A 21481-nucleotide genomic window follows, 5' to 3' on the forward strand; every position below is an offset into this window, starting at 1 on the left:
TGTAAAAAGTTCTACATGGCACTCCAGGGAGTGGACCGTCCGCACCACGAATTTTATTACGAGACGTTTAGGCTCGATATCGTAGGGATCGGAAGTGTTCTCCTGATCGCGGGAGACAAGGCTGACACTGAGCGGTTCGAGGCTACCAAGTTGACTTGTTTGGTGGATGACCTGGACGCCGTGCGCGCATATTTCATCGAGACCGGGGTCAAGATCATCGACGAGATCAAGGTGGTTCCTTCAGGGCGCAACTTGCGCGCCATGAGTCCGGACGGAACGATCGCCGAGTACGTCCAACATAGCGATGACTTCAAGCGCAAGATGGCTGGAAACGCCTACGATTGAAAATGCCGGATCGATCACGCTGATCCCCTCGAAGCGGGTGATCGGCGCGCGGTGCGACCGTTCCCATCGATCTCGTGCGCGACCTCCTGTTCACCTGAGTAGTTGTCCGCCTTCGCCTTCCGGAACAGGCTAGGTGCCGGTTGGTCATCGGCAGAATGTCCGCAACTTTGGAGCGACGAGCTCCCAATTCGGGGGATCAAATTCGTGACTACGCCTCTCACCCTCACACCGTCAGTTGAAACCGATTTCACCTCGGATCCGGAGCGCGAGGGTCAATGGCTTCGCACTCTGCCGGCCCAGCAGCAACCGCGCTGGAAGGACCACAGTCTGGCTGAACGGCTCAGCAGCGAACTCAGTGACGTACCCGGCCTGGTGACCTGGGACGAGGTACGCCATCTGCGGCTGCTCCTCGCCGAGGTCGCGGCCGGCGGACTGCAGATCCTGCAGGCGGGCGACTGCGCCGAGGACCCCGCGGATTGCGTTCCCGAGGTGCTCAGCCGCAAGGCCGGCATGATCAACGCGCTGGCCGGTGCGATGCAAGCCCGAACCGGCCTGTCCGTGGTGCGGGTGGGTCGGATCGCGGGTCAGTTCGCCAAGCCCCGCTCCGCCGACCTGGAGCGGCACGGAGAGCTCGAAATACCGGTGTTCCGCGGCCACTTGGTCAACGATCCGCAGCCCGATCCGCAGCTGCGCCAGCCGGATCCGGCGCGCCTGCTCACCGGCTACCGGGCCGCTCATGCCGGAACGGAATTCCTGCGCCGACTCGGCGGCGCCTGGGGTCTGCCGGCCGCGGCACCCGTGTGGACGAGTCACGAGGCCCTTGTGCTGGACTATGAGCTGCCGTTGCTGCGTCGTGGCCGGCAAGGCTTGCTGCTGTCCTCGACGCACTGGCCGTGGATCGGGGACCGCACCCGCCAGCTGGACGGTGCACACGTGCAGCTGCTGGCCCGGGTCCAGAATCCGGTGGCCTGCAAGGTCGGTCCGACGATGACGCCCGCCGAGCTGACTCAACTCTGTTCGGTCCTGGACCCGGCTCGTACGCCCGGCCGACTGACGCTCATCTCCCGGATGGGCGCGGATCGGGTCGCGGAGTGGCTGCCACCGTTGATGGCCGCTGTCCGCGAGGCGGGGCATCCGGTCATCTGGCTGTGCGATCCGATGCACGGCAACACTCAGCGCGGCCCCTTAGGCCGCAAGACCCGCCTGCTGACCAGCATCAAGCACGAAGTGGAGATCTTCCAAGAGGCGGCCGCCGCAGAGCACGTGGTCGCAGGGGGGCTGCACCTGGAAGCCACGCCGGAGACCGTCGTTGAATGTGTGGCGGACGAGTCACATCTCGACGACCTCCTCGACCCACTGTGCTACACCACCCTCTGCGACCCGCGCCTCAACATCGACCAGGCCGTGGCAGTCGTGTCGGCCTGGCGTCGTTGAGCGACGCGACCACCGTCCAAAGAACGACGACCGGCCGCTGGACACCTTTTGCGATCAAGGTCTGGTCGGTAGCGGTGGAGACGGACCTGCTCCGGTGAGGTAGCCGTCGACCAGACGGGTGCGGTAGCGCATGCGTCTGAGGCGGTTCTTCACCGCGGCGGCGAGTTCGCCGGCGGTGCGGGCGGCGATCGTAGATCAGCCGGGAGCGGTCGCCGGGCCGACAGCAGCACAGCCCGGCGACCGACACCCGTACCGTGCCCTTGGCGGTCACCTTCACCACCGGTGTTTCGCCTTTCGGTGCCCAGGTGGTGGTCTAGCGCGCCTTTGTCCCGCGTCATCCAGGTCGGTACGACCGTGGGCACCCCGCTTGCCCTACATATCCCCTGAGCAGAGCCTGGCCAACGCTGTCGGCCCTGCCGCCGACGTCTACGCCCTCGCCTGCGCTCTCCACGAGCCGACGTCTACGCCTTTGCCTGCGTGCTCCACGAACTGCTCACCGGCAAGTCGTCGTTCACCCCCGACGGCATCCGCTCCCACATGTGGCACCACGTCCACACCCCGGCCCCCCTCCGTACCCCGCGCCCGGACGTGCCGGCCGACTACGACGCCCTCCTGCCCTTCGTCCACGCCTCCGCCGGCACCCCGACAGCGGTCGACGAGGGGCGTCCTGGACCCACGACAGCCGTTCCTACGACCCTTCGGGGCCGGGAGCACAGCCCTGGTGGCACCGCGTCGTACACACCCGCAGTCGTGGTTCCCACGCCGTTCGCGCCCCCACCGGCAGCCGTATCGCAGGGCCGGCGACCGGCCCGCCGCACTGACCGACGCAGAGGCCGACGCGGTATCCGACCGGGCAGCGAGGCTGGCCAAGGCTCTTCCCTGATCGGCAGTTGCGCCGAAGCCCGTACGGGCTCCAGACCGCCGTGGGGTCCACGGGTTTCTGGGAGTACGGCTCGCGAAGGAGGTCGGCGTGGACCTCCGTGTGTACCTCGTTGCGCGCCTGGCTCAGGGCGGGGCCGCCGACGTAGCGCTGGGTGCGGGCGTGTCCGACGGGTCCGATGAGGCTGAGTCGGCGCAGAGTCCGGGGGCCGGCGAGGGCCTGGTCGCGGGTCAGGGACTCTTCGGCCTGACAGGCGGTGCGGCGGAGGTGGCCGTGGGCGGCGGCGTAGAGGGCGGAGAGGGTGCGCACAGGCCGTCACCGGAGATCAGGCCGGAGCGGTGGTCGGCTTCGCTGACGGCTGCCAGGTGTGGGAAGCGGTACTCGGTGCGGCTGCGGTGGACCTGCCTGGGCCGCAGGCCCGTGTCGGGGTAGGTGGGCCGCGACCCCTGACCCGTACGCCGCCCTGATGGCCCACATCGGCCGCTGGAACCACGTGGAACGCACCCCCGCCGACATCGAGGCCGACGTCCGAACCGCCGCGCCGCCGGGAAGGAACCGTCGCCGGACCGGACATCACCGCCGATGCCACCGGCCTGACGCTTTTCGCGACGGTGCGGCGCGCTGACGAGCCAGGGTGATCCCCGCAGCCGGCATCGCGGGCCTCCCTGACGCGGCATCGGTCGTCAGTCGAGGCCTTCGATGATGCGGAAGTCGCGCACGACGGCGTCAGCAAGTACGACCAGCGCCTCCTGGTAGGCCGCACTCTCGCGTGCGGCGACCGCCTGTTCGAAGCTGTCGAACTCGATCAGGACGGTGCGCTCGGCGATTCCGGCGTCGTGCGCGACGACCCGGCTGCCGAGGGAGAGCGTCCGCCCGCCCGCGGCGTCGATGGCTGGACCGGTCAGCTTGTCGTAGGCAGCCACCTTCTCGGGGTCTGCGATGGAGCGGTAGACGCTGACCCAGTAGCCCTTGGCCACGGTGCCTCCTGTGTTCGGAATTGATGATCAGAAACATGCTCAGATCCATGGCCGGCGCGCTGTGGGTCGGCGAGCCGACGGAGCCGGCATCGAAGTCGGACGGCCTCGATCAACCGGCTGGGGCTGCGATCGGACTGGTCTCGGGTGGGCGTCGGCGGGCGAGGACGAGCCGGATTTCCGAAGCGCTCGGCGATGCTAGCGTGTCGGAAATCGAAGCGTCAATCATGGAGAGCTGGACATCGCGACATGCCAACACCCAGACCTGGCAAGCCTGTTCGCGGCTCGACCACCGGCCGCCCCCTCATGGCCGCACTCGATCTGTTCGGGCGGCGGTGGAGTCTGCGCATCCTGTGGGAGCTTCGCGCGGGTCCGCTTGGATTCCGCCCCTTGCAGAAGCGGTGCGACGACATGTCCTCCAGCGTGATGCGGCAGCGCCTGACCGAACTGCTGGACGCCCAGGTGATTCACCAACTACCGGACAGCCGCTACGAGCTCACCCCGCTGGGACAGGAGGCGCGCCACACCCTGAACCCCCTCGCCCGCTGGGCGGAACGCTGGGCGGCCACGATCGACCCGCAAGGGGCGGACCACACCGACGACCAGTCCGCCGGCCGCGTCCCACATCCGGACACCGTGGGCGACGGGACGCCGAAGAGGGACTCCGCGGACTGACGCCCCGCCCCGCCCCGCCTCGGATCGGAGGCGGGGCGGCCCGGCCGTTCCCGTGGACCCGCGACCGCTCGTGCACGCCGAGCTCGGCCGCCGCCACCTGCTTGTTCGTCCCGCCCTCCGCGCACCGCAGCACGCATCTTCGCGCGCAGGGCCGGGAACTGCGCGGTCTTCGCCCGCCTCGACCAGCGCGTCAGCTCGGCCCGCTCAGCCTCGCTGAGTACCAGCTCAGCCTGGCGCAGCCCTGGCCGCGGCAGGTCCATCAGCCCTTCGAGCCGATGGACAGCGAACCGCGCACGCCCCTTCCTCACCGTCTCTGCGGTCACCTTCAGGCCACAGACTCAAGCCCGCGATCTCTGGCGCGTCACACTGGCCTCAAGCCGTCTGGAGGAAGGGGTAGTCGGTGTAGCCCTCGGCACCCTGTGTGTAGAACAGTTCCGACCGCAGCTCGTTCTCGGGATGCCCGCCCTGCCAGCGCTCGACCAGGTCCGGGTTGGCTATCAGGGCCCGGCCCACGACCACGGCGTCGGCGTGGTCGGCCTCGATCCGCTCCATCGCCTCCTCGCGGGTGGTCTGCCAGAGGAAGGCGCTGTTGACGATCAGCTTGCCGCCGAAGCGCTGTCGCAGCTCCTGCACCAGCTTGCCGCCCGGCTCTTTGTGCAGGACGGACAGGTAGGCCAGGCCCAGCGGGCACAGCTGGTCCATCAGGGTGCCGTAGGTGGCCAGGACGTCGTCCCGGTCGGTCTCGAAGACACCCTGGCGGAGGATCTCGGAGGTCATCTCCGGCGAGATCCGCAGCCCGACCCGCTCGGCACCCACGGCCTCGGCGACCGCCGTGACGACCTCGACGACGAAGCGAGCCCGGTTCTCGGGGGAGCCACCGTACTCATCGGTGCGCTGGTTGGCCCCGGGGTAGAGGAACTGGTGCAGCAGGTAGCCGTTGGCGCCGTGGAGTTCCACGCCGTCCGCTCCCGCTTCGACGGCCCGGCGGGCCGCTGCGACGAAGTCCTCCTGGGCCTGACGTATCTCGGCGGTGGTCATCGCTTCCGGCACGGCGAAGGGCTGCTCGCCCTTCTCCGTGAACACCTCGGCGTCGATGGCGATCGCGCTGGGGGCGAGGATGCGGCGGCCGCCGTTGATGTCGGGGTGTGTGCCACGGCCGGCGTGCTGGATCTGCATGACGATGCAGCCGCCCTCGGCGTGCACCGCCTCGAACACCTTCTGCCAGCCGGCCGCCTGCTCGTCGGTGGCGATGCCCGGCCCGCCGACCCATCCCTGCGACGCGTGGTCGGGGTAGGTGCCCTCGGTGATGATCATTCCGACGCTCGCCCGCTGCCGGTAGTACTCGACCATCAGGTCCCCGGGGACGCCGGAGGAACCAGCCCGCACCCGGGTCAGCGGTGCCATGACGATGCGGTTGGCGAGCGTCATCTTCCCGAGGGAGACCGGAGAGAAAAGCGACGGATCAGGCGATGGTTCCGATGTGTTGACAGACATGGGTCTCCTGGCAAATTTCAGTGAATAACGGGATGAAGGCCATCCGTTCCGCCATTGGAGCGGGTCGCGCGCACGTCGCGCAGCAGGATCGGTGCGAAGACCAGGAACAGGGCGAGGACGGGCAGGTTGATCAGGAAGACCGAGCCCCGCCAGAACCGTTCGAGCAGGAATCCCCGGTCGAGGGACTGGTCTCGCGCGGCTCACCGGGGCGGCCCGGGCTCACCGATGCCCAATTCGCCGTTCCGGAATGCGAGGTGGCCAAGGGTTTCGCGTGCGCGGTCGGGTGCGCGTGCGTGGTCGGGTTCAGAGGCTGATTGCGGGTGCGGTCCTTCGCAGCCACAGGTCGAGCGAGAGGACGAGCTCGATGGCTGAGCGTCCGGTGTTCGCGTGCTCGCCCTCGGGTGGGGAAACGGCGCGGCGGACGGCGTCCCGGTCGAGGAGCTGATGCACCGGGGCCGTGGAGTCGGCGACGATGTCCGCAAGGGTCCGGCGGAGTTCCGACATGTAGGCGGGGCTCTGCGTGACGGCGTAACTGGCCTTCTTGCGCTGGATGATGGCGTCGGGCACCAAGTCCCGCGCGGCCAGGCGGAGCAGGCTCTTCTCGCGCCCGTCGAAGGACTTCATCGACCAGGGGATGTTGAACGCGTACTGCACGAGCCGGTGGTCGCAGAACGGCACGCGCACTTCGAGGCCGACGGCCATGCTCATCCTGTCCTTCCGGTCGAGCATCTCCGGAAGCCAGCGGGTGATGTGCATATAGCCGATCTCCCGCATTCTGCGTTCCAGGCGGCTTTCGCCCGGCAGCCTGGGCACCTCGGCCAGCGCTTCCTGGTAGGCGTTCTTGGCGTGCGCTTCCATGTCGAGCTCGGCCCGCAGCTCCGGCGAGAGCAGGGTGAGGCGACTGGTGGCGGGGTCCGCCAGGCTGAAGGTTTCGAGGCCCGCCCACGGGAACTGCTCGGCGTTCACGGCCTCGGGCCGGTGGAACCACGGGTAACCGCCGAAGAATTCGTCGGCGCCCTCGCCGGAGAGGGCGACGGTCGACTTGCCCCGGATGGCTTGGAACAGCAGGTACAGGGAGGTGTCGAGATCGCCCCAGCCGGTCGGGACGTCGCGCGCGGCCGCGACGGCCGCACGGGTGCCCGGATCCATCAACTCGGCCTCTTTCAGGACGAGGTCTGCATGGTCCGTGCCGACCTGGGCGGCGAGCAGCCGGGCGTACGGAGGGTCGGGCTCTCCGCGCAGTTCCGAGGCCTCGAACTCCACCTCGCTTTCGAAGTCCACAGCGAAGGACGGGATACGGGCGCCCTGCGCCTGCATGGCGCGGGCCGCGATGGACGTGATGAGACTGGAGTCCAGGCCGCCGGAGAGCAGGACGCACTGCGGTACGTCGGCGACGAGCTGCCTGCGGGTGGCGTCCTCCAGAAGGTCGCGGACCGTTGCGACCGTGGCGTCCAGGCTGTCGGTGTGTTCCTGTGCGGTGACCGACCAGTACCGGTGGACCCGGCTCCCGGTGTCACGAATGCGTACGAACGTGCCCGGTTCGACCTCGTGCAGATGTGTGTAAGGGGTCTTTCCTGGCGTCCTGGTCAGCGAGAAGATCTCGCGCAGGCCGTCGATGCCGACGTCGCCACGGACGTCAGGGTGCGCGAGGATGGCTTTGGGCTCGGAGCCGAACAGCGCGCCCGCCGGGGTCGGTTGCCAGTAGAGGGGCTTGACGCCGAGCCGGTCGCGCACCAGCAGCAGTTCTTCCGTCCGCCCGTCCCACAGGGCGAAGGCGAACATGCCGTTGAGGCGATCGACGAATGCGTCGCCCCACTGTAAATACGCGCACAGGACGACTTCGGTGTCGCTCCTCGTCTCGAAACGATGTCCCTGCTGTATGAGCTCGGTGCGCAGTTCCTGAAAGTTGTAGATCTCGCCGCTGTACGAGAGCGCGACCGTGGCCGCGGCGCCGTGGCCGGCGACATCGCGCACCATGGGCTGACGGCCGCCGGGCAGATCGATGATCGCCAGGCGCCGGTGCCCCAGGAGGGCGTGCCGGCCCTGCCAGATGTCACCGGCGTCCGGCCCCCGGCAGCTCATCGTCTCGGTCATCGCGGCCACGGCCGTCCGGTCCGCCGCGCCGAGGTCCCGGTCGAATCGAACTAACCCGGCAACACCGCACATGAGTTGTCCTTCTGTAGGGCGAGTACTAGATCGTGAAGAGGATGTGTCCTGCACCGGCTCCCGGTCAACCGCTAGTCAGCTTCCGGTCAACCGCTAGTCAGCGGCCGGGGCAGACGACTTCGATCCGGCCGCCTGGGCCCACCGTGACCTCGGCCCGCTCGGTCGCCGGCTCGTCACGCCGCAGGGCATGCGGGGAGCCGCACAGCGGGCACCGGCAGGGATCGTCCTCGCAGGGGCCGCCGGCGCCAGACACCGTGCACGGTCGCAGAGTTCGGGAGCGTCCGGTGCTCGCCGGTAGTCCTCTTCGAGTCGCTCGGCGGACGGCCGGGCGCCGGGTTTGTGTCCTGCGGGCCCCGAAGATCTCTGCCACAGCGCCACGACCTGGACGGGGCCCTCACCGGGCGGATCTGCAGGCGCATGAACGCCGGGCAGGTCCCTGCTCGCGCATGGCCGCGATGTCGTCGGTCTCGAGTCATCCACGGCGGCTGCCTCGCGTGGTCTCGTCGTCTTCGCCCTCTGTGGGGCATCCGGGTGGCGGCCCTCCCGTGCAGGGAACCGCCGCCACCCCGGCTCTCCCCGACCCGTCCCGGAGCAGGAGGTCCCTCATCCTGCCGGTCAGGTGAGCGGCCGGTGCAGCTGCGGGCGGTTTCTCCCAGGACCTGGCACCCGCACCTGCGCAGGCGTCCCGCCCGACGGTCCGGGCGCCGGTTTCACGGCCCGGCGTCTTCTTGCGGGGCGGGGGCGAGTTCCCAGCGGGCCCACCTCTTGCGGGCCGCGTCCGCCGAGAGGCCGAACGGTTCGCCGATGGCCGCCCAGGAGGCGCCGGCTGCGCGTTCCTGGCGCGCCCGGCGCCGCACCGGCCTGCGGCCGATCCCGCGCTACTGGGCGGCCGGCGCCGGCACGAGCCCCGCCTCCGCCAGCCTGGCGAGCACCGCCTCGCTCAGCGCCTGCGCGGCGGACAGCGGCCGGACGAAGACGCTGAACTCCTTGATCCGGCCGTCGTCCCCGAAGTGCAGCTGATCGATCCCGTGGATCTCCGTGCCGCCCACGGTGCCGCGGAAGACCAGCACCTCCGAGGGAGCCTCGGTGCCGTCGGCGCTCGTCGCAGCGGCGCCGGTGTACTGGGCGACGTAACGGAAGTCCTCGAAGGTGTGAAACAGGACGTCGAAGAGGGCGAGGATCATCTGCTTGTCCTCGAGGGGCTTGAGCTTCGCGAGGCTGTAGAGGAGGCAGTCGTCGGCGAACAGGTCGTCCAGAGCCGCGAGTTCACCCTGCTCGATGGCGGCTCGGAAACGCTCGGCGGTGGTCTTGGCGGTCACGGCTCATCCTCCACGTACGGACGCGTACCACTTCATGACGGACGCGTACTACCCATGAATATGACTACTGCTCACGAGTATTGATCACCGCGGAGTCCGGCAACAGAGGAGCGCAGGGTTCCGCAACGGTGGACGAGTGGAGCAGGGCGGCCGATGGCGCTACGGCGTGTGGTGCCGGCGACGTTGCTCGAAGGGGAGCCGAGCGGCTACGAGTTGGCGAAGTCCGGTAGATGTCGAAGGCCCGCAACTCCTCGGGGAGTTGCGGGCCTTCACCCTGTCCGCCCGTCTGCGGGCCCGGCGCCCTCAGACCGCCTTGCGCGGCAGTCGCAGGCTCAGCAGCACCGTCAGCGCGATCGTGCCCAGCTGGACGAGCAGCGTGATCAGCAGGGCGTCCCGCATCCCCGAGCCGGGCAGCAGCGCGAGGAAGAGCGAGCCGAGCGTCGCCACCCCGAGCGCCAGGGCCGACTGCTGGGTGGTGATCATGACGCCGCTGCCCACACCGGCCCGGTGCGCGGGCACGTCCGAGAGCACGATGCGGAAGAGCACCGGCTGTTGCAGTGACGTGCCGAGTCCGGCGAGCGCGACCCCGGGGGCCAGGTCCGCGATGCCGAGCCCCGGCCAGTTCCGCCAGACCGCCCCCGCGACCAGCGCGACTCCCACCGCCTGGAGCAGCCCGCCGGCCGTCACGACCCGGCTGCCGAACCGTGCGGTCAGCCGCGGTCCCGCGAGGGAGCCGAAGAAGAAGAGCACCGCCATCGGCATCAGGGCGAGCCCCGCCTCGACGGGCCCCATCCGCAGCCCCTGCTGCAGCACCACGGCGAACATGAACATAAAGCCGCTGAAGCCGAGCATGAGCGGCAGGATCAGTGCAAGGCCCCTGCGCAGCGGTACCGATTGGAACAGGCTCGGCGGTACCAGCGGAGTCCGGCCCGCCCGGTCGGCGCGCAGCTCGACCCGGCAGAAGGCGGCCACGGAGACCGGGAACAGCGCCAGCATGACCCAGGTCCACACCGGCCAGCCCGCCGCCCGGCCCTCGGTCAGCGGCAGCAGCAGGGTGACCAGGGAGGCGGCGAGCAGCAGCGTGCCCGGTACGTCCACCGACGCGGGCTGTGCGCTGCGGGTCTCCGGGACGGAGCGCGCCGCGAGGATCAGACCGAGCAGGGCGACCGGCACGTTCACCAGGAACACTGAACGCCAGCTCATGCCCGCGATGTCGGCCGCGACGAGTACACCGCCGAGGATCTGCCCGGCCACCATGGAGAGCCCGGTCGTGGCACCGTAAAGACCCATCGCCCGTGCCTTGCGCGCACCTTGGGTGGTGGACTGGATGGTGGCGAGCACCTGCGGCAGCATCAGCGCGGCCGCGGCGCCCTGGGCGACCCGGGCCACGACCAGCGTCCAGGCGTCGGGGGCCAGACCGCAAGCGAGCGAGGTGAGGCCGAAGGCGGCCATGCCGGTCAGGAAGAGCCGGCGGCGTCCGACCGTGTCGCCGAGGCGGCCGCCCAGGACGAGGAGTACGGCGTACGCGACGCCATAGCCCGCGACGACGAGTTCGAGCAGGGCGGGGCCCGCCTGGAGATCCTGGTCGATGGCGGGCAGGGCGACGTTGACGATGAAGAAGTCGATGAGCGGCAGCGCGGCGCCGAGCAGCACGGTGAACAGCCCGAGCGGGCTTAACTCGCGTGCTGCGGTGGTCTGTTCACCCGGACGGACAGGGGTGGTGGGAAGGAAGACGGGAGGACGGGGCGACGCAGTCGATTCACTCACGACTCTACGATCCTCGCCTCGTTAGCCTGGTACCAGAGTGTCTCCAGAGCGTCTCTATCCTGGTATGAGAAGTACCTGGCAACCGGCTGAGGCATACGGCACCCTGAGGGTATGACGACGGTGACGCCCAGTCCGGTGAGCGTGTCCCAGGCCGCTGCGCGCAGCCCTCGGGCCAGCGGGAACGGGGCGGGTGTCGAGGTCGAGGCGCCCGAACTCGCCGCCCGCAGGGCCGAGTTGGCGTCCTTCCTGCGAAGCCGTCGCGAGCGCATCACCCCCGCGCAGGTGGGCCTGCCGCCGGGCCGCAGGCGCCGCACACCGGGGCTGCGCCGCGAGGAGGTCGCCCAGCTCGCCGTGGTCGGGGTCACCTGGTACACCTGGCTCGAGCAGGCCCGGGACATCCAGGTCTCCGGACAGGTCGCCGACTCGATCGCCAGGGCGCTGCTCCTCGACTCGGCCGAGCGCACCCATCTGTTCGCGCTCGCCGGTGTGGCCGATCCGCGTGCCGACCCGCAGTGTCCGGCGCTTTCGCCCGCGATCGAGACGATGCTGCGCCAGCTCGAGCCCTATCCGGCCGCGGTGATCAACAGCCGCTTCGACGTGCTGGCGTACAACCGCACGTACGGCAGACTCATCATCGACCTCGACCGCGTCCCGCTGGAGGACCGTAACTTACTGGTGCTCAGCTTCCTCTACCCTGCCTGGCGCAAGGGCTTCGTCGACCAGGAGACGGTGACCAAGACGGTGACCAAGGTGGTGGCGAAGTACCGCGCGGCGATGGTCGAGCACATGACCGACCCGCTGTGGAAGGGCCTGGTGGCGCGGCTGCAGCGGGAGTCGCCGGAGTTCTGCGAGGTGTGGGACCGGCACGAGGTGCTGCAGCCGGACCAGCCCACCACCAAGTTCCTCACCACCGACCTGGGCCTGATGACCTTCGACTACACCCGGCTGTGGCTGGGCCCGCGTATCGGACCGCAGCTGGTGACGTACACACCGTCGGACGAGGCCACCCGGGAGCGGATGATCACGCTGTACGAGCGAGTGCGCGGCGCGGACTGAGGCCGCGCCACCGGTCGCGGGCGCCGGCTACTGGCCGGGCTGGGGTGGCTGTTGGGGCGGCCGTTGGGGCTGCTGCGGGGGCTGGGGGGTACTGGCCGGGAGCCTGCGGGTACTGGTCATGATCCCCGCCGTCGATCAGGACAGCTACGTTGGCCGAGGTGAACGCCACGTCGATCCGGCGTCGCGCCATGCCCGGTACCGGGTACTCCACGCGGTAGCGCAGGCCGGCCGCACACAGGAGGCGTCGGACCAGCAGTTCGGCAGCCATGGGGCCGAGCGCTGCCGCACCGATTCCGCCTGCCGAGCCGTACCACCGATGCAGGCAGCACGTTCAGTCGCTTGGTTCAGGCGGCGGTCGTAGGAGGAGACGATGAATCCGTCACCGCCGCGCGGACGCCTGCGCCAGGCACTGCTGCATGTCGGTGAGAGGAAGGACGTACCCGAGGCTTACCTCGGTGCGGCAGTTGCGGCCGCGCTGCGCGAACTGGCTTCGGAGGTGCTGGGTGAGCGCTCGCGCGTCGAGCTGGTCACCGTTGGTGCAGAGGGCCACCCTTGGGGGCGAAGTCTGGGTCTTCGGTTGGCGGACTATGACGTAGGGCTGTCGGACCTGCTCTTGTGCGCGGACCAGTGCGATCTTCCGCCCCAGGTGCAGGAGAGCTGCCCGACTCTGAGCCAGGAAGAGTGGGAGGCCGTACTGCTGGTCTCCAAGATCGTCTTCATGTCCTTGGAGTCGGAGCCCGAGCCTCTCCCTGACTCTGTGCCCGATGGTGCCGGACGGCCTCCGGAGCGCACCGCGAGACCGGCCCGGTCGGGAGCGAGAGAGTGGTTCTGCCAGGCGCTGGCTGCCCTTTCCGAACGCGCGGACCTGCACCAGGACCAACTCACCGCCCGCTTGCGGACCTCGCTCCTGGAATTCGCGTCGGAGACTCCCGACAACAAGGACGCCGCTCAACGCATCGCGGTACTGCGCACGGGGAAGCGGCAGCAAGAGTCGCGGTTGTGCGTCAGCCGCTCGGGGGTCGCCTTCGCTCAGGTAGTGCTGAGCGCCATTGGCTGTCCGGTCCCCAGCTGTGTGCTGGAGGAGTTCCCGGACCTGACCCAGGACGAGTGGGATGCCGTCCTCCAAGTCACCGGGCTGACCCTCTTGGCATTTGAGGGCGAGTCGGCGAGCGAGGAGGGGTAGGGAGGGCGTGCACACGCCTCGACCGGTGCCTCACGGTGCCGCCCTTGCGGAGTGCCCTTCCTGCCGCTGACGTGGCCCCGTTGATGATGGTGTAGATCTGCAGTGCGATCGACACCAGAGGGATGGGGATATGGCCGGGGACCAGGGGCACAACGCCGACGCCGAGAACGCCGACGCCGAGAGCGCCGACGCCGAGAGCGCCGACGCCGAGAACGGCAACGCCGAGAAGAAGAGCCAGTTCACGTGGTCGGACTGGATCGAGGGGGCGTTGCTGCTGGTGACAGGTGTCTCGTTCGTGCTGTGGTTGATGAAGTAGGCGGCTGCTTGAGCGGTTGTCGGCGACGTGGGTCAGGCATCCGCGGCGGCCGGTCGGGGGCGCGGGCTCTGGGCGTCGGAGGCCGCGCGCTGGTTGTGGCGGGTGCGGTTCTCCAGACGGCCTGCCCACAGGGTGCCCAGGAGACCGGCTGTGCCCAGGGCCGCGCCGATCCATGCCACCGAGGCGAAGCCGAAGCCGGCGTTGATGGCCATGCCGCCCAGCAGGGGGGCGAGGGTGTTGCCGACGTTGAAGGCCGAGGTGTTGGTGGCTCCGGTCAGGGTGGGGGCGCCCGGTGCCAGGACGAACACGCGTGACTGCAGCGCGGGGTTGGTCAGGTAGCCGGTCAGGCCGAGGAAGAAGACCAGGACGACGGTGACGGTCGCGTTCCGTGCGAAGACCGCGAGCAGGGCGGAGGCGAGGACCAGGCCGCCAAGTCCCAGGCAGAGCGTGCGGATCGGCCGGGTGCCGGCGGTGCGGCCGCCGACCGTCATGCCGATCAGACCGCCGACGCCGAAGAGCGCGAGGACCGCGGGGACCCGGCTCGCGGGCAGTCCACTCTCCTCGGTCAGGACGGCGGCGAGGTAGCTGAAGGTCACGATGACGGCGCCGAAGCCGAACGCGGTGATGGCGTACGACAGCCACAGCTGCGGCCGGGCCATGGCGCGCAGCTCCGACCGGACCGTACGGGGCGCCTGGGCCGTCTCCTTGCCGCCGGGGGTGGCGAGCAGTGCGGCCACCGCGCTGATCAGCGTGAGTACGGCGACGCCCCAGAACGCCGCGCGCCAGCCCGCGAACTGGCTCAGCACGGTGCCGGCGGGGACGCCCACGATGGTGGCCAGGGTCAGACCGCCGGCGACGACGGCGACGGCCTTGCTCTTTGCGGCGTCCGGGACCATGCCCACGGCGGCCGCCACGGCGACGCCCCAGAATCCGGCGTAGGCCAGGGCGCTGACGATGCGGGTGGCGAACACCATGCCGTAATCGGGCGCTGTCGCGCCGGCCACGTGCGCCGCGATGAAGACGGCCTGGAGCGCCACCAGGGCCGTGCGGCGCGGCCACTTCAGGGTGGCGACGGCCAGCAGTGGTGCGCCGACGACCATGCCGATCGCGAAAGCGGAGATCAGCAGCCCGGCGTCGGGTATGGAGACGCCCAGGTCGCGAGCCATGTCCGGCAGCAGGCCGGAGAGCATGAACTCCGAGGTGCCCTGGGTGAAGATGCCCAAGCCGAGGACGTAGACGGCGATTGGCACGGGGCCGGGTCCTTTCCTGCGGTGGTGCGTGAGCCTGTGTGTGCTGCGTGAGTCTTCGGTGGTGCGTGAGCCGCTGTGTGGTGCGTGAGCCTGTGGTGGCGGTAGCCCTGTGGTGGCGGCGGTGGCCCTGCGGCCCTTGCTGGTGTCGCCGTCCGGGACGCTAGCAGGTATTGGACCGATCGATCCAATACTGCTGAAGGTGAGTGCGGTCCGCGCGCGGCGAGGGTGCGGACGGGAAGGCATGGATTTGCGGAGGCAATGGCATGACGTCGGGTCGATGGCGGCGTTCCTCCGCCGGCGCCGCCGTGGTCGTGCCGCCTCAACACACCTTTCGCCCTCGCGCCACTGGGCAAACGGGTGACCGTGTGCCGGCTCCCGTGACCCGGGCGGGGGGAGGTCTCGTTGCCCTCCCCGAGAGGGCGGCGAACGGAGCCGCGGCGGGTGCGCCGCCATCGACGTCCAAGGGAGTGCCATACGGGTTCGCAAGGGGATTTGCCGAGGTCAGGCGGCCTGCTCAGGAATGTTCGTGGGGCGCCTTCCGGTGTACGCCGAAGGGGCGGCGAAGGGCTTCGCCGTCGACCTCGAAGAGTGCTGGAGGGTCGCGTCGAAAACGTCGGCGCGGGCCTGCGGGAGGCTTCCTCCGTGGTCCGACACGGGGTGCGTAGTGGGGTGAAATACCAGAATGACTACTCTCGGTGTGCGCATACTCTCGATAAGTAGTCAAGTCAGGTCTCCCATCTACATGTAATAGAAGGATCAAGGGTTCCATGCGCAAACTTCAGCAAGTCGCGATCGTCGTCGCCGCGGTCGGCGCTCTGTCCACCTTCGGCGCGGGCGTCAGCCTCGCCGACGGTGGCCCGCAGGTCACCGCCTGGGCCGTTTCGCAGTCCGCGGCAGGTGCCAGTGCGCAGGGTGGGCACGGCGGCTACGGCCACCAGGCCGCTCCGCAGGCCGCCACTCCCCAGGCGCCCGCTCCGCAGGCCGCTCCGCAGCCGGCCCCCCAGGCCCCTGCGCCGCAGGCCGCCCCGCAGCCGGCTCCCGCGCCCGCCCCGCAGGCCGCCCCGCAGCCGGCCCCGCAGCCGGCCCCGCAGGCTGTTGCTCCGCAGGCCCCCGCCCCGCAGGCGGCCCCGCAGCCGGCTCCCCAGGCCCCTGCGCCGCAGGCCGCCCCGCAGCCGGAGCCGCAGTGGGAGAAGGACAAGGACAAGGACAAGGGCGACAAGCACATCGACCTCAAGCAGATGACCTCGTGCCGGTCGCATGACCTGAACGTCGACGTCCTCGGCCAGGTCGGCCTGCTGAACGGCGCGCTGGGCAACGCCCTCAACGGCGAGGGCGACCCGGGTGCGCAGCGCACCAAGCAGGGTTCGAGCATGGGCTGCAACAACAACGCCTTCGGCAAGTAATGGGAAGGGGCCCCGGTGCCCGAGCCACGCGCTCGGCGCCGGGGCCTTTTTTCCGACCTCCTCCAAGGTCCGGGCGCGGCCGGTTCACGGCGCAGGGCGCCCGGGCATCGATCACAAAGGAACGCGGTACATGTTCAGTGGGAAGAAGATCGCAGTCGTCTCGGCGCTCCTGGGCGGCCTCGCCATCACCGGCGCCGGTGGCACCCAGGCGTACGCCGAGGTCGCCACGGGCGGCTGCGAGCACACCGCCCTGGGCCACGGCACCTGCGTCGACAAGCGCCAGGACATCTACACCACCAAGGACGGCAGGCGCGTCATCCAGCAGCGCAAGAGCTGCGCGTCGACCGTCCGCCAGCACGTGGTGTGGCCCGAGAACGGCCTGCTGAACAACGAGAGCACGAGGGTCGGTCCGGTCGTGGACTGCTCCAACCGGGTGCCGGCGCCCAGGAACTTCAAGCTGCCCCACCTCGGCTTCTGAGTCCTGGGCGGTGGGGTGGACGAGCGGGTCCGGTCGATCCCGGGCCTGATGGATCCCGGGCCCGGTTCCGCGGTTGCCCGGCGACCTGCCCGCGTACCGGCAAGCGGGTGACCACCCTTCCGCGCTCTCCGTACCACCGGCCAGGCCGCCCTCGCTCCCTCGCGGAGCGAGGGCGGCCTGCTGTCATGCCGAACACCGGGCGGAGTGAGGGCAATTCACCCCGTCGGCCGGGCCGGAGCCGCAGCGCCGGTCCCGATCCGCCGTCGCGACCGCGACGGCCGGCGGGGGCCTCTCACCCTCGCGGCCGTCACCGGGTGCGGCCGCACAGACCTCTGCCGATGATGTCGGCATGGGGCTTCAAGAAGACAAACACGAGTCAGCGGGCGCCAGCAGCGGTGCCACCAATCCCGGGGCATCGCCGGGGGCCGCCACGTGCTCGGATGTCGTGGACGGCCCCCACGGTCCCGCGACGAAGGTGGGCACCGTCTTCGTCAGCGGTATGCACAGCGGCCCGAACCCCTCGCCGGGGCTGAGCGTGGCCCGGTCGCTGCGCCTGGCCCGGCCCGACCTCCGGATCGTCGGTCTGGACTATTCGCGGGAGAGTTCGGGACTGCACTCGGGGCTCCTCGACGACCTGGTCTGCCTCCCCGCGTGGCGCGAGGCGCACCTGGCCACCTGGGTCGAGCAGATGGACCGCCTCCTGGAGCCCGAGGACGCGGTCCTGATCCCCTGTCTGGATCTCGAAGTCCGGCTGCTGGCACGGGAACTTGGCTCTCACGACCGGATCCTGGGGCCACCGAAGAGCGCGCTGGAGCTGGTGGGCAAGCCCCCCGTCGAAGCGGCGCGGCGGCTCGGGCTGCGCGCCCCGGAGTACGAGACCGACACCAGCTGGCAGGCCGTCGACCGGTTCATCCGCCGGTCCCCGTACGGGGTGTGGGTCAAGGGCCAGCACTACGACGCGTACCGGGCCCACGCCGCCGGGGCCGCGCTGGCCCTGGGCGACGTCGTCCAGCGGACCTGGGGCGGCAACTGGCACCTGGAGGCGCATGTCGCCGGCCAGGAGTGCAGCATCGCGTTCTCCGCGCTGGACGGCCGGCTGCTGGACGCGGTCTTCATCACGAAGGCGATGGTCACGACCGAGGGCAAGACCTGGGCCGGCGAGGTCGCCGAGCTGGACGCGGCCATGCACGCCCGGCTGGCGGAACTGCTCGCCGACGCGAGGTGGAACGGCGGCGGTGAGCTGGAGCTGATCCGCAGCTGGAGCGGCGAGCTCACGCTCATGGAGATCAACCCGCGGCTGCCCGCCTGGATCCACGGTGCCTCCGTATGCGGCGCGAACCTGCCCGCCGCCCTGGTCACCGGAGAGGCCGCCGACCGCCGCAGACGGCTCACGCCGGGCTTCACCCGCGTGGTGGAGGAGATCCCGGTGCACCCGGACCTGGGCATCACCCCCATCGCCTGGGTCGCGGGCGGGATCTCCCGGCCGGGCGACAAGCGGCATTCCGGTATGCCCTCGCTGGGCCAGCGGTGCCTGGTCCCGCCCGCCAGCGACGAGGAGCCGATCGACGGCCATCCGAACCTGAACCCGACGCCCGCCGCAGGAGCGGCCGAGTGCGTGGGAACGGGGGGGACGGCGGAGACGGCGGAACGCACGGGTGTGGTGGGGGCGGCCCTCGCCACCGAGTCGCCGGCCCGGGCCGCGCGCGGTGCGGGAGCGGCCGGGCTCACGGAAGAGCCGGCCGCGCGGGCCGAAGGACCGGCCGTGCGCACGGACGGCTTCGAGGAGCTGCTCGATCCACCCAGGAGCGCGGCCACTCCGTACCGGCAGATGCTCCTTCCCCTGTTCACCGAGCGGGTCCGGGCCCTGCGGCAGGAGGTCGAGGGAGTCGGCCGGGTGCTCCTCGCGCACAGCGTGAAGACCTGTCCCCAGCCCGCGGTGCTGCGTGAGGCCGCGCGGCTGGGGCTGGCCGCCGAGGCGATCAGCCTGGACGAGCTCCAGGCGGCCGAGCGGCACGGCATGGCGGCGGAGCGGGCGATCCTCAACGGGCCCGCGAAGTGGTGGCCCGCCACCGACCGCGTCCGCTGCTACGCCTTCTTCGCCGACTCCGTGGCCGAACTGAGCAGCCTCCACTCCCTGTTGGACAACGGCTTCCAGCTGGAAGCCGAGGTCGTCGGGGTCCGTGTCGCGCCCGCCGGCCTCGTCAGCCGCTTCGGCGTCCCGTTGCACGAGCGCGACACCATGGCGGAGACGTCCCGGCTGCTCGGCTCGCTCGCCGAGCGGCTCGGGGCCGGGTGGGGCATGCACTTCCACTTCGCCCAGAGCGTCCTGGGCGCGCCGCGCTGGCAGCGCGAGTGCGTGGCGGCGCTCAGTGCGGCCGATCCGCTGGCGGACCAGCTGGGCGGGCCCCCGGCCGTACTGGACTTCGGCGGCGGGTGGCACGTCGACGACCTGTCGTATCTGCGCCCCTCGCTGGAGTACGTGCTCGCGCACGGGCCCGCCGCCGCACGCGAGGGGGACCCCCTGCTGGTGCTGGAGCCGGGCAAGCTCCTCACCCAGCCGTCGGCCGCGGTCGTGACACAGGTCCTGGCACGCCGGGCGTCGCACCGCGGCTACGACATCGTCGTCGACGCGGCCGAAGGCGACATGCCCGAGGCGCCCTTCCACCCGCACCCCGTGGCCCGGTTCGACGGCTCCCGCTGGGTGCCGCTGCGGCCCGGGTGGAGCTGGATTCTCGGCCGGTCCTGTATGGAGCACGACGTGCTGTCGGTCCGGCTGGACCTCACCGACGTGCAGGAGGGCGACTACCTCGCGTTCGGCATGTGCGGCGGCTACGACACCTCGATGGCCTACGACTTCGGGCGCGGGAGAGCGCCGCGGGAACTGGGGCAGTGATGAGCGGATTGATCGCAGACCTGAAGCGGTTCGACCGGATCGGCCTGTCCCGGGTGGCCGGTCACGCCAAGGCGTGCTGCCAGATGGTCAGACACAGCGTGTTCGCCCAGCTCACGCACTTCGGGGATACGGGGACCGCGCTCGCCGCGGTCCCCGGGCTCTTCCGGTGGGGGCCGGTGCCGTGGCCGACGCACTGGTGCGACCTGGTGGACCACGGCGACCTCATCGGCGACTGCGGGGTGCACGCCGATGTGGCGGCGGCGCTGCTGACCCGGAAGTCCGTACCGCACACCCGCGCCCGCGCCGCGGTGCTGACCCCGCCGATGGCCCCCGAACACTGGCGGGCCGTCTGGAACGAGGCGCAGGTCAGCGACGCGTGGATCGGCCGGACCGTGGTCTACCACGAGGTGCTCCGGGTCGGCGACCGCTGGTGGGACCCGAGCGACGCCCGCTGGTTCTCGGGACCGGGGGCGCACACGGGGAGCGGGCACGTCCTCGCCCTGCGCGAAGAGGGCGGGCCGTGGCAGATCGCGCCGACTCCGGTGCACAAGCTCCTTGCCGACGCCCGATCCGTCTGCGCCGACGACCCCGACGTCTCGCCGGCGCCGTACGCCCCGCAACCCGCGCACGCCACCGCGTCGGCATCCGCCACCGCGTCGGCCCAGGCCACCGAGCCGACCCCCGCCCCGCCCTCGACACATGCCCTGCAAGGTGTCCTGCCCTAGAGCAGGACGCGGTGGCGTGCCGTGGTCCGTGCGGCCGCGGCCCCACTTTTCGCAGCGGACACGGCAGCAGCGCACCCGGACCGCCCAGGAGGCACCGTGACCACCCCCGACACATGGAAGCCGGCCGCACCCGAGACATCCGTGGAGGCTCCCGCCCTCCCCGGCCCGATGCGCCTCATGGCACAGCTGGTCCGCAGCTTCGGCCAGCTCAGCCTGCTGACGAACGTCTGGACCGGCGTCCTGTTCATGCTCGCGGTCTTCGTGGGCAGTTGGCAGGCGGGCGTCTTCGGGCTGCTGGGCGCCGCGGTCTCCACCGCGGCCGCGTACGCGATGGGCGTGGAGCGACGCACCATCGACCTGGGAACGCAGGGCTTCAGCGGCTGCCTGACGGGCATCGCCCTGTACGTCTTCCTGGGCCCCCACCCCTCGACGTACGCGCTGACCATCGGCGGCGCCGTCGTGTGCGTACTGGCCCACTCGGCACTGACCGCCATGGTGGCGCCCTGGCGACTGCCGGTGCTGACCGCGCCGTTCTGCGTGGTCGTCGGGGTGGTACTGGCGGCGGCTCCGGCCTTCACCAGGGTCTGGCCCGGCGGCAGTTCCGCGGCGCTGCCGCTCGCCGCGGTCCCCGGCGTCAAGTACACCTGGACCGATCTGTGGCACGGATTCTTCGCCAACATCTCCCAGGTCGGCCTCTCGGCGCACTGGTACGTCGGCGCGATCATGCTGGTGGGGCTGTTCGTCGGCGGGATCCGCCACGGACTTGCCGCCGTCGCCGGCAGCGCCCTGGCGGTGGCCCTGTCCTGGGCCCTGGGCGCTCCGCCGGCCGGGGTCGCCGCGGGGGTCTACGGCTACAACGCGGTCCTCGTGGCCGTCGCCATGGGCGGCATGTTCCTGGCCAGGACGGTGCCGAACGCGCTCTACACGATGGTGGCGGTGGCCGTCACGACGGTGCTGACGGCCGCTTTGAACGCCTACTTCGCGCCGTTCGGCGGACGCACCCTGAGCTGGCCCTTCATCGTCACCACCTGGTTGTTCCTCGCCGCGGCCGCCTCTCTCACGCAGATCCGGCGCAGCGACTGACCGGGTTCCCGGCAGGCACGAGCCGGTCCCGGTGCCCGAG

The 21481-nt window shown here is 70.5% G+C and carries 18 protein-coding genes and 1 pseudogene; 12 read left to right on the forward strand and 7 right to left on the reverse strand.

The window, feature by feature from the left end:
• Positions 1–15: 15 nt before the first annotated feature.
• Together ACFWZH_RS10875 and ACFWZH_RS10880 are read left to right on the forward strand one after the other, a co-directional pair.
• Positions 16–345, forward strand: coding sequence for a hypothetical protein (locus tag ACFWZH_RS10875; RefSeq protein ID WP_384427930.1), 330 nt, complete (start codon positions 16–18; stop codon positions 343–345).
• A 288-nt stretch (positions 346–633) separates the two neighbouring features.
• The gene (locus ACFWZH_RS10880) at positions 634–1779 is read left to right on the forward strand and encodes a 3-deoxy-7-phosphoheptulonate synthase (protein ID WP_384428186.1); all 1146 of its coding nucleotides are present in this window, start codon (positions 634–636) and stop codon (positions 1777–1779) included.
• 1563 nt (positions 1780–3342) lie between these two features.
• Here the strand turns inward: ACFWZH_RS10880 and ACFWZH_RS10885 are convergent.
• On the reverse strand, positions 3343–3636 hold the full coding sequence (locus tag ACFWZH_RS10885) for a DUF1330 domain-containing protein (protein ID WP_384427932.1): 294 nt from the start codon (positions 3634–3636) through the stop codon (positions 3343–3345).
• A 303-nt stretch (positions 3637–3939) separates the two neighbouring features.
• Here ACFWZH_RS10885 and ACFWZH_RS10890 point away from each other — a divergent pair, with 303 nt between their 5' ends.
• Positions 3940–4308 (forward strand): winged helix-turn-helix transcriptional regulator, encoded by a 369-nt coding sequence (locus ACFWZH_RS10890; protein ID WP_384427934.1) that lies wholly within the window; start codon positions 3940–3942, stop codon positions 4306–4308.
• A 372-nt stretch (positions 4309–4680) separates the two neighbouring features.
• Here ACFWZH_RS10890 and ACFWZH_RS10895 read toward each other — a convergent pair whose 3' ends face one another.
• Positions 4681–5802, reverse strand: coding sequence for an alkene reductase (locus ACFWZH_RS10895; protein WP_384427936.1), 1122 nt, complete (start codon positions 5800–5802; stop codon positions 4681–4683).
• A gap of 32 nt (positions 5803–5834) precedes the next feature.
• Between ACFWZH_RS10895 and ACFWZH_RS10900 the strand changes: the two genes are divergently transcribed.
• Positions 5835–6116 carry a hypothetical protein gene (locus tag ACFWZH_RS10900; RefSeq protein ID WP_384427938.1) on the forward strand — a complete coding sequence of 94 codons (282 nt, stop codon included), beginning with the start codon at positions 5835–5837 and terminating at the stop codon, positions 6114–6116.
• Here the strand turns inward: ACFWZH_RS10900 and asnB are convergent.
• The 3 genes from asnB to ACFWZH_RS10915 form a co-directional block, all read right to left on the reverse strand.
• Positions 6106–7968 carry an asparagine synthase (glutamine-hydrolyzing) gene (gene asnB / locus ACFWZH_RS10905; RefSeq protein ID WP_384427940.1) on the reverse strand — a complete coding sequence of 621 codons (1863 nt, stop codon included), beginning with the start codon at positions 7966–7968 and terminating at the stop codon, positions 6106–6108. The two genes, ACFWZH_RS10900 and asnB, sit on opposite strands and share 11 nt — an antisense overlap.
• Positions 7969–8846: 878 nt before the next feature.
• Entirely contained in the window at positions 8847–9287 is a 441-nt protein-coding gene (locus ACFWZH_RS10910) for a nuclear transport factor 2 family protein (RefSeq protein ID WP_384427942.1), read from the reverse strand.
• Positions 9288–9590: 303 nt separating this feature from the next.
• On the reverse strand, positions 9591–11054 hold the full coding sequence (locus ACFWZH_RS10915; RefSeq protein WP_384427944.1) for an MFS transporter: 1464 nt from the start codon (positions 11052–11054) through the stop codon (positions 9591–9593).
• Positions 11055–11165: 111 nt separating this feature from the next.
• Here ACFWZH_RS10915 and ACFWZH_RS10920 point away from each other — a divergent pair, with 111 nt between their 5' ends.
• Positions 11166–12110: a helix-turn-helix transcriptional regulator gene (locus tag ACFWZH_RS10920; RefSeq protein ID WP_384427946.1), complete on the forward strand. Its 945-nt coding sequence runs from the start codon at positions 11166–11168 to the stop codon at positions 12108–12110.
• 127 nt (positions 12111–12237) lie between these two features.
• On the opposite strand, the pseudogene ACFWZH_RS10925 reads toward ACFWZH_RS10920, so the two are convergent.
• Positions 12238–12378 (reverse strand): annotated as a pseudogene (locus ACFWZH_RS10925) (very short patch repair endonuclease); the annotation flags it as partial.
• Positions 12379–12480: 102 nt separating this feature from the next.
• Between ACFWZH_RS10925 and ACFWZH_RS10930 the strand changes: the two are divergent.
• On the forward strand, positions 12481–13293 hold the full coding sequence (locus tag ACFWZH_RS10930; protein WP_384427947.1) for a hypothetical protein: 813 nt from the start codon (positions 12481–12483) through the stop codon (positions 13291–13293).
• 130 nt (positions 13294–13423) lie between these two features.
• Entirely contained in the window at positions 13424–13609 is a 186-nt protein-coding gene (locus ACFWZH_RS10935) for a hypothetical protein (RefSeq protein ID WP_384427949.1), read from the forward strand.
• A gap of 32 nt (positions 13610–13641) precedes the next feature.
• On the opposite strand, the gene ACFWZH_RS10940 is transcribed toward ACFWZH_RS10935, so the two are convergent.
• The gene (locus ACFWZH_RS10940) at positions 13642–14859 is read right to left on the reverse strand and encodes a Cmx/CmrA family chloramphenicol efflux MFS transporter (protein WP_384427951.1); all 1218 of its coding nucleotides are present in this window, start codon (positions 14857–14859) and stop codon (positions 13642–13644) included.
• A gap of 767 nt (positions 14860–15626) precedes the next feature.
• Between ACFWZH_RS10940 and ACFWZH_RS10945 the strand changes: the two genes are divergently transcribed.
• The 5 genes from ACFWZH_RS10945 (at position 15627) to ACFWZH_RS10965 (ending at position 21441) form a co-directional block, all read left to right on the forward strand.
• Positions 15627–16262: a hypothetical protein gene (locus ACFWZH_RS10945; RefSeq protein WP_384427953.1), complete on the forward strand. Its 636-nt coding sequence runs from the start codon at positions 15627–15629 to the stop codon at positions 16260–16262.
• 130 nt (positions 16263–16392) lie between these two features.
• Positions 16393–16740 (forward strand): hypothetical protein, encoded by a 348-nt coding sequence (locus ACFWZH_RS10950; RefSeq protein WP_384427955.1) that lies wholly within the window; start codon positions 16393–16395, stop codon positions 16738–16740.
• A gap of 349 nt (positions 16741–17089) precedes the next feature.
• Positions 17090–19633, forward strand: a complete 2544-nt coding sequence (locus ACFWZH_RS10955; RefSeq protein ID WP_384427957.1) for a hypothetical protein — start codon at positions 17090–17092, stop codon at positions 19631–19633.
• Positions 19633–20358 (forward strand): hypothetical protein, encoded by a 726-nt coding sequence (locus ACFWZH_RS10960; RefSeq protein ID WP_384427959.1) that lies wholly within the window; start codon positions 19633–19635, stop codon positions 20356–20358. Before ACFWZH_RS10955 ends, ACFWZH_RS10960 begins: the two co-directional genes overlap by 1 nt.
• A 96-nt stretch (positions 20359–20454) precedes the next feature.
• Positions 20455–21441, forward strand: a complete 987-nt coding sequence (locus tag ACFWZH_RS10965) for an urea transporter (protein ID WP_384427961.1) — start codon at positions 20455–20457, stop codon at positions 21439–21441.
• Positions 21442–21481 lie beyond the last annotated feature (40 nt).

The organism is Streptomyces sp. NPDC059008 (assembly GCF_042749045.1).
Classification (GTDB): Bacteria; Actinomycetota; Actinomycetes; order Streptomycetales; family Streptomycetaceae; genus Streptomyces.

Coding starts and splice junctions, on each gene's coding strand:
- ACFWZH_RS10875 (WP_384427930.1), top strand. CDS start 16: ATGGCACTCCAGGGAGTGGACCGTCCGCACCACGAATTTTATTACGAG.
- ACFWZH_RS10890 (WP_384427934.1), top strand. CDS start 3,940: ATGGCCGCACTCGATCTGTTCGGGCGGCGGTGGAGTCTGCGCATCCTG.
- ACFWZH_RS10895 (WP_384427936.1), bottom strand. CDS start 5,802: ATGTCTGTCAACACATCGGAACCATCGCCTGATCCGTCGCTTTTCTCT.
- ACFWZH_RS10900 (WP_384427938.1), top strand. CDS start 5,835: ATGAAGGCCATCCGTTCCGCCATTGGAGCGGGTCGCGCGCACGTCGCG.
- asnB (WP_384427940.1), bottom strand. CDS start 7,968: ATGTGCGGTGTTGCCGGGTTAGTTCGATTCGACCGGGACCTCGGCGCG.
- ACFWZH_RS10920 (WP_384427946.1), top strand. CDS start 11,166: ATGACGACGGTGACGCCCAGTCCGGTGAGCGTGTCCCAGGCCGCTGCG.
- ACFWZH_RS10930 (WP_384427947.1), top strand. CDS start 12,481: ATGAATCCGTCACCGCCGCGCGGACGCCTGCGCCAGGCACTGCTGCAT.
- ACFWZH_RS10935 (WP_384427949.1), top strand. CDS start 13,424: ATGGCCGGGGACCAGGGGCACAACGCCGACGCCGAGAACGCCGACGCC.
- ACFWZH_RS10945 (WP_384427953.1), top strand. CDS start 15,627: ATGCGCAAACTTCAGCAAGTCGCGATCGTCGTCGCCGCGGTCGGCGCT.
- ACFWZH_RS10950 (WP_384427955.1), top strand. CDS start 16,393: ATGTTCAGTGGGAAGAAGATCGCAGTCGTCTCGGCGCTCCTGGGCGGC.
- ACFWZH_RS10955 (WP_384427957.1), top strand. CDS start 17,090: ATGGGGCTTCAAGAAGACAAACACGAGTCAGCGGGCGCCAGCAGCGGT.
- ACFWZH_RS10960 (WP_384427959.1), top strand. CDS start 19,633: ATGAGCGGATTGATCGCAGACCTGAAGCGGTTCGACCGGATCGGCCTG.